Below are 12,396 nucleotides of genomic sequence, written 5' to 3'. Positions count from 1 at the left end.
TCGGGAATGCGGCGCAAGCCTGCTTAACACCCGCCCCCAGGATCAACTCCAAGCGCCTATGCTGTAGAGGGGCCAGCCTTTGGGCAGCCCCCGCCAGCCCATGACCCGGAGAAGATCGCATGTTGGCTTGCCCCCTTCCCGTTGACGAACCTCTTCGCCAGCAAACCCTCGATGAGATGCACCTGCTCGACACCCCGGCCGAGCACTACCTCGATACCCTGGTGCGCCTCACCCAGGACCTGGCTCACGTGGACACGGTGCTGATCAGCCTGATCGACCAGAACCGCCAATGGTTCAAGGCCCGGGTGGGCCTGGATGCCAGCGAGACGCCCCGAGACACTTCCTTCTGCGGCCACGCGATCCTTGGCGACGACACCCTGCTGGTGCCGGACGCCCGGCAGGACCCACGCTTCGCCGACAACCCCTTGGTGCTCACCCCGCCCTACATCCGCTTCTACGCCGGGCACCCGCTGCGTGCCGGCAACGGCAAGGCCATCGGGACCTTGTGCATGCTCGACCCCCGCCCGCGCACCCTGAGCCCGGCTCAACAGGCGAACTTCAAGGACCTGGCCACCCTCGCCGAGGGTTACCTGCAACTGCGCAGCCTGATCCAGAGCAACCGCGACCTGCGTCTGGAGATGGACCGCGAACAGCGCAAGGCCCTGCTCGACCCGCTGACCCAGCTGTGGAACCGCGGCGCCCTGGTCGCCTTCGAACAGCGCGAGCGGCGCATGGCGCAAGAAAACGGCTTGAAGCTCGGTGCGCTGTATGCCGACCTCGACCACTTCAAGTCCATCAACGACCAGCATGGACACGCCGCTGGCGACCAGGTGCTGTGCGAATGCGCACGCCGCCTGCGGGCAGCGTTGCGGCCGGATGACCTGCTGGTGCGCCAAGGCGGCGAGGAGTTCGTCGCCCTGCTGCGGGTAAAGGACGGCGAAGAGCTGCAGCGCATCGCCGAGCGCGTGCGGCAATTGATCGGCAACCAGCCGATGCAGCTGGCCACAGGGCCGCTACAGGTCAGCCTGAGCATCGGCTGCACGCTACTGGCCGCCGACGAGCAGGTCGACCATGCCATTGGGCGGGCGGACGCGGCGCTGTACCAGGCCAAGCACACCGGGCGCAATCGGGTGGTGTACGCACAGGCGAACGCGTGAGCCTGGCGCGGGTGTAAACACTTCCCAATGCCACCATTCCCAATCCCCCTCCCACTGATTACACTTGCGACCAATTCCTATTTGCACTTGGTAATCTTTTGGGGAGGGTGGGATGTCCACCGTTGTTGCCGACGGCGCTGCACACAGTGGCCTGGAAACACTCTACCGCGAGCACAGCGGCTGGCTGCACGGCTGGCTACGCCAGCGCCTGAACAGCTGCGCCGATGCCGCCGACCTGGCCCAGGACACCTTCGTCCGGGTGTTGCTGGCCCGCACTGCCGGCACGCTCAACGAGCCGCGCCACTACCTGGCGACCATCGCCCGCGGCCTGGTCATCGATCTATATCGCCGCCGCAGCCTGGAAAACGCCTACCTCGAAGCCCTGGCACTGCAACCGGAACGCTACGCGCCCTCCGCTGAAGCCCGTGCCGCCATCCTCGATACCCTGATGGCCATCGACCGCATGCTCGATGGCCTTGGCCCACGTACCCGGGCGGTCTTTCTTGCCGTGCAACTGGACGGCCTGAGCTACGAGAAGGCCGCCGCAAAGCTTGGGGTTTCAGTGACCACCGTGCGCAAGCACCTGGCGCGCGGCTTGCTGCACTGCTTGCTGGTCGAGGCAGCATGAAGGCGATTCTCGCCGACGCCGTGGACTGGTACGTGCGTTTGCACGACAGCCATGTCGACGTGGCAACCCGCACCGCCTGGCAGGCCTGGTACGCAGCCGACCCTCGCCACGCCGCCGCTTGGGCGCGCCTGGAACAACTGCAAGGCCGCCTCGCCAGCGCCCCCGGTGGTGCGGCGCAGACCCTGGCCAGCGCCCGCCAGGACCGACGCCATGCGTTGAAGGCCCTGGCGCTCGTGCTGGGGGTCGGGGTGGTCGGTTGGCAAGGCTACCGGGCCTCGCCATGGAGCGCGGAGCATTCGACCCGGGTCGGCCAGCGGCGCCTGCTGGCCCTGGCCGATGGCACACGCCTGGACCTCAACACCGACACCCGCGTGGATATCCGCTTCGATGCCCGCCAGCGGCTGATCCACCTGCACCAGGGGGAAATCCTGGTGCAGACCGCCAAGGATCCACGCCCCTTGAGCGTCCGCACGACCGCAGGCGACATCGTGGCCCTGGGCACCCGCTTCAGCGTGCGCCAGCAGGATGGTGCAAGCCACGTGGCGGTGGTCGCCCATGCCGTGGAGGTGCGCCCCACGCACGTGGCTCAAGTGAGACGCGTCGACGCCGGCTACAGCCTGGGTTTCAGCGCCGACCACCTGGGGCCGCTACTGCCCCTGGCACCCGATGCCCTGGCGTGGACACGCGGCATGCTGGTCAGCGTCGACTGGCGTCTGGGTGATGTGGTCGAGGAACTTGCCCGCTACCGCCCTGGCTACCTCGGGTGTTCCAGGCAGGTTGCCAAGTTGCGCTTGTCCGGCGCCTTCAACCTCGACGACACCGACATTGCCCTGGCCAGCCTGGAAGACGCCTTGCCGGTGCGTGCACGTCGCCTGACCCCCTATTGGGTGCGTATGGAGCCAGTCGAGCAAACCTTGTAGGAGCGCAACACCCTGCAGATTTTTTTCATTTGGGGGTTACAGATTTTCTTCACTACTTCGGCTCTTGAGGGCGCACGTATCCGCCGCGCCCAAGCCACCCCTTTCAGGAGCCCCTGTTCATGTCCGCACGCCGTACCTCGCTTGCCAGCAGCATTCGCCAGGCGACCCTAGCGCTCAGCCTTTGCAGCGCTACCCTGGCGACCTCTACCGCCTGGGCCGCCCCGCAGCGCTACGACATCCCGGCCGGCAGCCTGGCCTCGGCGATCAGCCAGTTCGCTGCCGCCAGCGGCGTGACCATCAGCTTCGGCAACCAGGAAACCCGAGGGCTGCAATCATCCGGTCTGCACGGCAGCTTCGAGCTGGAGCAAGGCTTCGCCCAGTTGCTGTGGGGTACCGGTTTGCAGGTGCTGCCGGCAGGCGACAAGCGCTATGTGCTGACCAAGGTACAAACCGGCGCTGGCCTGGAACTGGGTGCCACCAGCGTCACCGCCATCGGCCTGGGCAGCACCAGCGAAGGCACCGGCAGCTACACCACGGGCTCGGCCAACACCGCCACCGGCCTGCGCCTCTCGGCACGCGAGACGCCGCAGTCGGTCAGCGTGGTCACCCGCCAGCAGATCGAAGACCAGAACCTCACGGACGTGGCCCAGGTGCTCGAGCAAACCCCGGGTGTCGTGGTCGACAGCATGGGCCCGGCCGGTAGCGACGCCAACCATATCTACGTGCGCGGCTTCGAGGTCGGCAGCATCCAGGTCGACGGTATCAATCGCCCCGATACCTATGGCTTTCGCGACGACCTCGCCGACATGGTGTCGTACGACCGGGTGGAGGTGGTGCGCGGCGCCACGGGGCTGATGTCCGGCACCGGCGACCCCGGCGCGACCATCAACCTGATCCGCAAGAAACCCACCCTGGAAACCCAGCGCAAGCTGACCCTCAAGGCCGGCTCCTGGGACAACTACCGCACCGAACTGGATGTGTCCGGCAAGCTCTCGCAAAGCGGCAACGTACGCGGGCGCTTCGTCGCCTCGGCCACCGACAGCCAAAGCCATGTCGACCGCCAGTCCCTGGAAAAGCAGGTGGTCTATGGCGTGCTGGAATGGGACCTCACCGACAGCACGATGCTCACCGTAGGCGCGGAGTACCAGGAAATGGACAACGACGGCGCCGGCAACCACGGTTTCCCAATGTTCAATTCCGATGGCAGCCACTTCAAGCCATCGCGCTCGTTCAACTCGGCCTCGGACTGGAGCTACCACAAGCGCCGCACCAAGACCGTGTTCACCACCCTCGAGCACCAGCTGGATAATGGCTGGCAGCTCAAGTTCAACGCCGAGCACAACCGCCGCAGCTACGACGACGCCTTCGCCACCGCCGCCAGCGGCACCGTCAACCCTGATGGCAGCGGCGTCAGTACCTGGACCGGCCGCTGGGCCGGCGAACCCCGGCAGACCTCGTTCGACTTCTCGGCGAGCGGCCCGTTCGAGCTGTTGTCGCGCGAGCACCAGTTGTACCTGGGCGCCAGCCATTACCGCGCCTACTACCGCAACCCCGGTTACCCGCTGTGGTCGTTCCAGACCATCGACAATATCTACACGTGGGACGGTTCGCTGGCGGTGCCGGATGCCATTCACACCAAATCGTCGGAAGACGCCCTGGATGAAACCCAGGATGGCCTGGTGGCCTCGGTGCGCTGGAGCCTGGCCGACGACCTGTCGTTGATTACCGGCGCTCGCCTGATCGACTGGAAACGCGACGAAACCTCCACCACCCTCGCCACCGACGCCACCAGCCGCAACTCGCGCAGCGAAACCGGCGTGGTCACGCCCTACGTGGGGCTGATCTACGACCTCGACGACAACTGGTCGGCCTACGCCAGCTACACCACCATCTTCAAGCCCCAAAGCAACAAGGATGTGAGCGGCAGCTACCTCGACCCTGAAGAAGGCGTGAACTACGAGCTGGGTCTGAAGGGCGAGTTCTGGGACAAGCGCCTGACCACCGCCTTCAGCGTGTTCGAAGTGCGCCAGGACAACCTGGCCGTGGCCGACGGCAGCAACCTGGCCCCGGACGGCAACCAGGCCTACCGCGCGGAATCCGGCACCAAGACCCGCGGTTTCGAAGTGGAAGCCGCCGGCGAGGTCCTGCGGGACTGGCAGGTCTCGACCAGCTACACCTACGCCGTGGCCAAGGACTCGGACGACGAGCGCCTGCTCTCGGAAGTGCCGCGCGATACGCTCAAGCTCTACACCACCTACCGCCTGCAATCGCTGCCGCAGTTGAAGATCGGCGGCGGCGTGCGCTGGCAGGGTTCGGAGTACTACAAAAACGCCGGCCCCAACGGCGAGAAGTTCACCCAGGGCGCCTACAGCGTGGTCGATGCGATGGCGCAGTACGCCTTCACCCCGCAGACCAGTGTGACCTTGAACGTCAACAACCTGTTCGACGAGAAGTACTACACCGCGATCGGTTCGCGCGGCTGGTACGGCACGCCGCGCAGTGCCACGGCGACGCTGGTGTACGCGTTCTGATGTAGCGGGCATGATGGTGGCTTCCCGAATGCAGAGAAGTCACCGGATGAAGTCCCTGAATCGATATATCGCCGCGTTGCTGGTCGCCGTCTTGGCGACCGGCGCTGTTGCCAGTATCACTCAGACCCAGCTCGTGCTTGGCACGCTCATCGAGCTGGAGGCTCCGGTCACGGCTTCGATTCGGCTATGGATGACACTGGAAGACCTGGCGCGGTTCGGGCCGGTCATGATGGGTATGGCCATTGCCGCGCTGTTACCTGCGTTTGTGCTAACGCACCTCATCATTGGCCAAGCACCGTCTGCCTCGCGCTGGCGAACCGTCCTCTTCCCGGTCGCCTCGATGGTTGCCCTGTGGGTGCTCTTCTGGCTGATGCGCTCGGTGATTCCGATGCCCGCGATGCCGGGTACCCGCGAGCAGTTCGGTCATGTGCTGATGTCTGCGACGGGAGTTGTCGGCGGGCTGCTGTACGCCGCCATGACATCGCCCAAGCGCCGGGTGGCTGATACGGCCGGTCGGCGTTACGCAGCGATATCCGGCGCGCTGATCGTGGCGCCCATTGCGCTGTTTCTCTGGATGGCGCCCCCGGCAGGTGACAAGCCCGCGCCGGTCGACCCTACCAGCTATGAGGTCCAGACCGTCCTGACGGGCCTGAACCGTCCGTGGTCGGTGGCGTTTCTACCGGATGGCCGCGCGCTCGTCACCGAAATGGCGGGCCGTTTGCTGGCCATTGCACCCGACGGTTCGACATCGCAGATCGCGCTGGATGGGCTGCCGCCGATCTTCCGACTGCGTGCAATCGCCGGGCTGATGGAGGTTGCGCTGGACCCTCAGTTCGAAAGCAATAGCCTGCTCTACCTGACCATGGCTTACGGCGAGCCGGGCGCCAACGGCACGCGGCTGGTGCGGGCCAGGTGGGTGGATGACAGGCTCGAAGATGTGCGCGTGCTGTTCAGCTCCACGTTGAAACCGAGTGCCGGAAACAACGGTGGACGTATCGCTTTTCTGCGAGATGGCACGCTGGTGCTCTCGTTGGGGGACGGCAGTGCGCGTCGTGAAGAGGCACAGAACCTGGCCAACCACCTTGGGACTGTCGTCAGGCTGGACCGTGAAGGTCGGGCACCAGCGGACAACCCCTTCTTGCAGCATCCTGGCGCTGCACCCGAGATCTACAGCCTGGGGCATCGCAACCCGCAGGGCATTGCGGTCGATCCGGCGACGGGGGAGTTGCTGCTCAGCGAACATGGTGCGCGGGGTGGGGATGAAATCAATCGGATCGAGCCTGGCGGCAACTATGGATGGCCGGTTGTTACGGATGGCATCGACTACCCGTTTGCGCGGGTGACGCCGTTCCGCCAGCTGGAGGGCTATCGCGACGCCATCCTGGAGTGGACGCCCTCCATCGCACCGGCTGGCCTGGCGGTTTATGACGGTGCGTTGTTTCCGGATTGGCGCGGGGATTTGCTGGTTCCGGCGCTGAAGGAGCGGGCCGTGCGCCGGGTGTTGCGAGATGGGCGCCAGGTTGTTGGGGAACAACTGCTTTTGGCTGAGTTGGACGAGCGAATGAGAGACGTCAAGGTGGCGCCGGACGGGGCGATCTATGTGGTTACCGATGGGGTCCATGCCAAGCTGTTACGGCTGGTTCCACCGCACATGGCTAATTGAAGGGCCGCTCTGTCTACTTTCGTCGTCGGAGGCCGGTCGTGAATGTCCACTTTCGACCCATAGCTGCCCTTCACTCCTGACAGAGAAAAGCGGACATTAGCCATTCGCCACAAGCCTCGCATCAAACCGTATTCCCCACTTCTGATCACGGGAAAGCTCGATCAGGTGATCGATGAACGCCCGTGTCTTGGCCGGTAACAGCTTCTGGCTGGCAAAGTAGATCGAGATGGGGCCTGCATCGACATACCAGTCCGGCAAGACACGTAGCAGCGCACCGTTTTGTAGATGCTTTATCACATCAGGCACGGCAAGCAGGGCCACGCCTAGCCCGAGTAACGCGCTCTGACATAGTGCTTGAGGATCGTTTACTAGCATCCTTGGGCGTAACTCTAGCGGTGCTCGCTCACCTTTGGGGTTCTGAAGCATCCAGCTGCGTACCTTGCCGCTCTGAGCCGATCTCATGCCCAAGTGGTCGATTTCGCCGAGCTGCCATGGCTGACGTAGTGCTGGCCTTCCAGCTAAGTAGGCTGGCGAAGCAACCATTACCAAATGCGCTGGCGCCAGTTCGCGCGCCACTACGCCAGGCGTCAATTCGATGCCGCCGCCAATAGCTGCATCAAAACCATCGGTGATCAACTCTACCTGGCGGTTATCGAAATGCCATTCCGGCGTCACTGCCGGGTAGCGGGCCAGGAAATCGGGCATCAGGGGTAGCAGATAGTCGCGCCCAAAGGCCGGAGCCGCCGACAGGCGCAGCACCCCAGCCGGGGCGCCGGCGCTACTGCTGAGATCGGCAATTGCCGCCTGGATGCTTTCAAGCCCGCCGCACACATTGCCGAGAAATCGTTCACCGGCTTCAGTCAGGGTCAGGCGGCGGGTGCTGCGCTGAAACAGGCGCACGCCGAGGTTGCTTTCCAGCTGAGCCACGTTGCGGCTAATGGCCGCTGGCGTTAGGCCCAAGCGACGTGCGGCGGCGGAGAAGCTGCCGCACTCGGCGCTGCGCACGAAAGACTCCAAGTTAGCTAGGGTCTCCATCATTAAACCTTCAATCATTGATTGAAGGTAATTCTAGCCATTACCCGCTACTGCGTGGAAAGCGAAAGGTGTTTCATGGGCACACCCACCACCCAAACGAGGTTAGCATCATGAACCCTATCACTCTTCCCCTGAACGGCCAGGTCGCCATGGTGACCGGCGGATCGCGCAGCATCGGCGCCGCCATCGCCAAACGCCTGGCCGCCGACGGAGCCAGTGTCGCCATCACCTACAACGCCTCGCCGGCCAAGGCCGAGGCACTGGTCGGCGAGATAGTTGCCGCCGGTGGCAGGGCAATGGCTATTGCCGCCGATGCGGGCGACCCGGAGGCGGTACGCAACGCGGTACAGAAGGTCGTTGGCACTTTCGGTCAGCTAGACATTCTGGTCAATAACGCCGGCATCAGCGTACTCGGCGCCCCGGAGGAGATCGCTTTCGAGGATTTCCAGCGCATTCTCGCGGTGAATGTGACCGGCGTGTTCGTCGCCACTCAGGAGGCGCTCAAGCATATGGGGCGCGGCGGGCGCATCATCCACATCGGCAGCTCCATGGTGCAGTACGCCGCTTTCGCCACCGCCTCGGCCTACACCCTGACCAAGGGCGCCTTGGCCGGTTTCAGTCGCGGGCTGGTGCGCGATCTCGGCCCGCGCGGCATCACGGTCAATACCGTGCATCCAGGCCCGACCGACAGTGACATGAACCCGGCGGATGGTCCTGTAGCCGATTTCGTCCGCCCCAACATTGCCGTCGGCCGCTACGGCGAGGGTCGCGATATCGCGGCTGCCGTGGCCTGGCTGGCCAGCCCCGAGGCGGCCTTCGTCAGCGGCGCCGAGCTGCTAGTAGACGGCGGTTTCACAGCCTGAGGAGAAAGGACATGAAGATTGGAATCATCGGTGCTGGCGCCATAGGCAGCGCCATCGCACGCGCCCTGAGCAAGGCGGGTATTGAAGTTGCTATCGCCAATAGCCGTGGCCCGGACAGCTTGCAGAGCCTGGCTGACGAATTGGGGCCGAAGGTCATAGCGGTAAGCCGGGAGCAAGCCGCCCAGGCTGACATCGTCTTTCTCGCGGTGAACTGGTCGAAAATTCCCGCCGCGCTAGAAAACCTGTCTCCCTGGAATGGACGCATTGTGGTCGACGCCAACAATCCCATCGAGGCACCGACTTTTCGTCCCTTCGATCTGGGCGGCGAAAGCTCTAGCGAAGTGGTTGCGCGGATGCTTCCCGGAGCGCGCTTGGTCAAGGCGTTCAACCACCTGCAACCGGCGCTGCTAGGTGTTGATCCATCGGCCGAGGGAGGCCGAAGGGTGCTGTTCTACTCAGGCGAGGATGCCGAGGCCAAGGTCGAGGTTGCGCAGTTGATTGAGCGACTGGGGTTCGCCGGTATCGACTTGGGTGGCCTAAGCGAAGGGCGCCTGATGCAGTTCCCCGGAGGGCCATTACCAGCACTTAACCTGGTGAAGCACGGTTGACCCACAACCTGCGGGCGCTCGAGGCGTCCGCTTCTGGCCGTTATCTACCCACCACGACAGGCCGCTATGGGTCGAAAACAGCCACTCGCTACAGACCCATCCCGACGCAGAGTAGGCACTCTGCAGTACCACCTCGAAGACCCGATCTCCCCCTTTATGAAAACGCCCAGTGCAGTGCGCCGGGCGTTTTTTCAGGACAGAAAGCGTACGCCGCTGAATTCCTCTTGGCTGTCATGCTCAGGGCGGTGCACAACCGAGTGGTACGCCGCTAGCCGGCTTCAAGAGTGCTGCGCGGCTCATCCTGTAGCAAACAACTTGCCACATTGCTCGCTGGCAAGACGGCTGATAATGCGCATAGCCTGGTGAATCCCAGCAGTATTGCGAAAGCTCAGATGCGGATTGTGCTCACACTCCAGCATTCCATCATGCTGCGCCAAGCTTCGCTCAACAGTTTAAGCGTCCACGCATAGTTCTGGATGGCAGTGAGTCGTTCAAGATCAGTCATGAGGCACCTGCCTTGGCGCAAAGACTGAGCACGATGAGGTGAGGACAGGCACCGCCAAGAACAAAGGGCGGCGAGCGAATGCAAGGCTTCTGAACAGAGGTGCGGTGGTCATGCATGAGTTCCTTTCGTTGTGGAACTGCCACCGCTCGCGGCCAAGCAAGTTGAGGTGGCAGCAGTACGCGGGTTGGCCGACCGGGACGAAAGGGGCCCGGCACACCCGAAGGTGTCCCGCGCACCACCGCCATAACGCGACATCGCGGGCACAAAAAAAGCGCCTGCGATGAAGACTGGGCGCTGCTGCGCCTTTCGATTCCGACCGGCCAAGGTCGCGTCGCCGATGCTTCGGCGACGGGGGGAATTTAGCTGGGTGGGCCGGGTTGTGCAAGGTTCCTCACGCAAACCTTGCTGCCGCTGCTGGAGGTCAACGCCTCCATCGTCAACCTGACCAGCGCCACCACCCGTGTGGCAACGGCCGGTGTCGCGCCCTACGCGTCATTCAAAGGCGGGCTCGAAGTGCTCACCCGCTACATGGCCAAGGAGTTTGGCGAGCGGCGTATTCGTGCCAACTCCGTGTCGCCGGGGGCGATCCGTACCGAACTGGGCGGTGGTTTGGACGATGAGTTCGAGGCGCTGCTGGCCTCTCAAACGGCATTGGGGCGTGTGGGGGAACCTGAGGATGTGGCGCGCGTCATCGGCATGTTGTTGTCTGATGAAGGCGCCTGGATCAACGCCCAGAACATCGAAGTCGCGGGCGGCTATATCATCTGATCGGCGCGCGGGGCTGGGCCATGTAGGCTCAGCCCCAGGGCTTGATCAAAGCGCCTTGGCCCAATCGCGCAACAGGTATTTCTGGATCTTACCGGTCGATGTTTTCGGCAATTCCCGGAACACCACGGTCTTGGGCAGCTTGTACCGCGCCAGGTGCTCGCGGCAGAAGCCGATGATGTCCTCTTCCCGCGTGACCGCGCAGCCCGCCTTAAGGGCGATGAAGGCACACGGCACCTCCCCCCATTTCTCGTCTGGCCGGGCGACTACCGCCGCTTCCAGCACTGACGGGTGACGATAGAGCACCCCCTCGACCTCGATGGTGGAAATGTTCTCGCCACCGGAAATGATGATGTCCTTGAGCCGATCCTTGATTTCGATGTACCCATCCGGGTGCTGCACCGCCAGGTCGCCGGTGTGGAACCAGCCGCCTGCAAACGCCTCGCGGGTGGCGTCGGGGTTTTTCAGATAGCCCTTCATTACCGTATTGCCGCGCATGAAGATCTCACCGAGGGTCTCCCCATCGCTCGGCACCGGCTGCAAGGTTTGCGGGTCAGCCACCATCAGCCCCTCCAGCGTCGGGTAGCGCACACCCTGGCGCGCCTTGATCCGCGCACGCTCATCCAGCGGTTGTTCGTCCCATTCACCATGCCACGCACACACCGTCACCGGGCCGTAGACTTCGGTCAGGCCGTACACGTGGGTGACCTTGATCCCCATTTCCTCGACCGCACCAATGACCTTCGCTGGCGGCGCGGCACCGGCCACCATGGCATCGACCGGGTGCTCGATGAGCGCCCGGTCGGACTCGGGCACATTGACCAGGCCGTTGAGCACGATCGGCGCACCGCACAGGTGGCTGACGCGGTGCTCGCGAATCAGCTTCAGCACCTTTTGCGGCTCGACACGGCGCAGGAACACATGAGTGCCGGCCAGTGCAGTGACCGTCCACGGGTAGCACCAACCATTGCAATGGAACATTGGCAACGTCCACAGGTACACCGGGTGGTTGCCCATGGCCCAGGTCATCTGGTTGCCCAGCGCATTGAGGTAGGCGCCGCGGTGGTGATAGACCACGCCCTTGGGGTTGCCGGTAGTGCCCGAGGTGTAGTTGAGCGAGATGGCCTGCCACTCATCCTCCGGCCATTGCCAGGCAAATTCCGGGTCGCCTTCGGCCAGCAGCGCTTCGTAATCCAGCTCGCTGACGGCAGTACCTGCGCCGTACTCCGGGTCGTCCACATCGACCACCAGCGGTGGATTGGGCAGCAGGCTCAAGGCTTCACGGATCACCACGTGGAACTCGCGATCAGTGATCAGCACCTTCGCCTCGCCGTGCTCGAGCATAAAGGCAATTGCCGCTGCATCCAGGCGCACGTTCAACGTGTTGAGCACCGCGCCGATCATCGGCGCGCCAAAGTGCACTTCGAGCATCGCCGGAATGTTCGGCAGCATGACCGCCACCGTGTCGCCCTTGCCGATGCCTCGCGCATCGAGGGCGCTGGCCAGGCGTCGGCAACGCGCGTAGGTGTCTTGCCAGTTGCGTCGAACTTCACCGTGGATCACCGCAGGATACTGGCCGTAGACCGACGCGGTGCGCTCGATGAAGCTCAGCGGCGACAGCGCCATATGGTTGACCGCCGAGGGCGCCAGGCCCGTTTCGAAAATCGACATAAGGGTTCCCTGTAGGAAGGCCCCCAGGTCGCTGCGCGGGTGGCCTTCAA

9 protein-coding genes and 2 pseudogenes are annotated in these 12,396 nt (G+C 63.9%); 8 read left to right on the top strand and 3 right to left on the bottom strand.

Annotated elements, in window-relative coordinates; genetic code table 11:
* Nucleotides 1-119 precede the first annotated feature (119 nt).
* From RAC97_RS14060 to RAC97_RS14040, 5 genes are all read left to right on the top strand, one after another.
* Nucleotides 120-1,157 (top strand): diguanylate cyclase, encoded by a 1,038-nt coding sequence (locus RAC97_RS14060; RefSeq protein WP_375099073.1) that lies wholly within the window; start codon nt 120-122, stop codon nt 1,155-1,157.
* Nucleotides 1,158-1,269: 112 nt separating this feature from the next.
* Nucleotides 1,270-1,785, top strand: a complete 516-nt coding sequence (locus RAC97_RS14055) for a sigma-70 family RNA polymerase sigma factor (protein WP_375099072.1) — start codon at nt 1,270-1,272, stop codon at nt 1,783-1,785.
* Entirely contained in the window at nt 1,782-2,705 is a 924-nt protein-coding gene (locus RAC97_RS14050) for a FecR domain-containing protein (protein ID WP_375099071.1), read from the top strand. Before RAC97_RS14055 ends, RAC97_RS14050 begins: the two co-directional genes overlap by 4 nt.
* A 119-nt stretch (nt 2,706-2,824) precedes the next feature.
* Nucleotides 2,825-5,236, top strand: a complete 2,412-nt coding sequence (locus tag RAC97_RS14045; protein WP_375099070.1) for a TonB-dependent siderophore receptor — start codon at nt 2,825-2,827, stop codon at nt 5,234-5,236.
* A 46-nt stretch (nt 5,237-5,282) separates the two neighbouring features.
* On the top strand, nt 5,283-6,899 hold the full coding sequence (locus RAC97_RS14040; RefSeq protein WP_375099069.1) for a PQQ-dependent sugar dehydrogenase: 1,617 nt from the start codon (nt 5,283-5,285) through the stop codon (nt 6,897-6,899).
* A gap of 96 nt (nt 6,900-6,995) precedes the next feature.
* Here the strand turns inward: RAC97_RS14040 and RAC97_RS14035 are convergent, their stop codons facing one another.
* The gene (locus RAC97_RS14035; protein WP_375099138.1) at nt 6,996-7,934 is read right to left on the bottom strand and encodes a LysR family transcriptional regulator; all 939 of its coding nucleotides are present in this window, start codon (nt 7,932-7,934) and stop codon (nt 6,996-6,998) included.
* A gap of 110 nt (nt 7,935-8,044) precedes the next feature.
* Between RAC97_RS14035 and RAC97_RS14030 the strand changes: the two genes are divergently transcribed.
* Together RAC97_RS14030 and RAC97_RS14025 are read left to right on the top strand one after the other, a co-directional pair.
* Nucleotides 8,045-8,797, top strand: a complete 753-nt coding sequence (locus RAC97_RS14030) for a 3-oxoacyl-ACP reductase family protein (RefSeq protein WP_375099068.1) — start codon at nt 8,045-8,047, stop codon at nt 8,795-8,797.
* A gap of 11 nt (nt 8,798-8,808) precedes the next feature.
* Nucleotides 8,809-9,405 carry an NADPH-dependent F420 reductase gene (locus tag RAC97_RS14025; protein ID WP_375099067.1) on the top strand — a complete coding sequence of 199 codons (597 nt, stop codon included), beginning with the start codon at nt 8,809-8,811 and terminating at the stop codon, nt 9,403-9,405.
* A 296-nt stretch (nt 9,406-9,701) separates the two neighbouring features.
* Here RAC97_RS14025 and RAC97_RS14020 read toward each other — a convergent pair.
* Nucleotides 9,702-9,910: pseudogene (locus tag RAC97_RS14020) on the bottom strand (hypothetical protein).
* 387 nt (nt 9,911-10,297) lie between these two features.
* On the opposite strand from RAC97_RS14020, the pseudogene RAC97_RS14015 reads away from it, so the two are divergent.
* A pseudogene (locus RAC97_RS14015) lies at nt 10,298-10,678 on the top strand (SDR family NAD(P)-dependent oxidoreductase); the annotation flags it as partial.
* Between the two features lie 45 nt (nt 10,679-10,723).
* Here the strand turns inward: RAC97_RS14015 and RAC97_RS14010 are convergent.
* Nucleotides 10,724-12,346 (bottom strand): acyl-CoA synthetase, encoded by a 1,623-nt coding sequence (locus tag RAC97_RS14010; RefSeq protein WP_375099066.1) that lies wholly within the window; start codon nt 12,344-12,346, stop codon nt 10,724-10,726.
* Nucleotides 12,347-12,396 lie beyond the last annotated feature (50 nt).

It is taken from the genome of Pseudomonas sp. LS_2 (genome assembly GCF_042709235.1).
Taxonomy (GTDB): Bacteria; Pseudomonadota; Gammaproteobacteria; order Pseudomonadales; family Pseudomonadaceae; genus Aquipseudomonas.
This window is presented reverse-complemented; position numbering and strand designations above follow the sequence as displayed.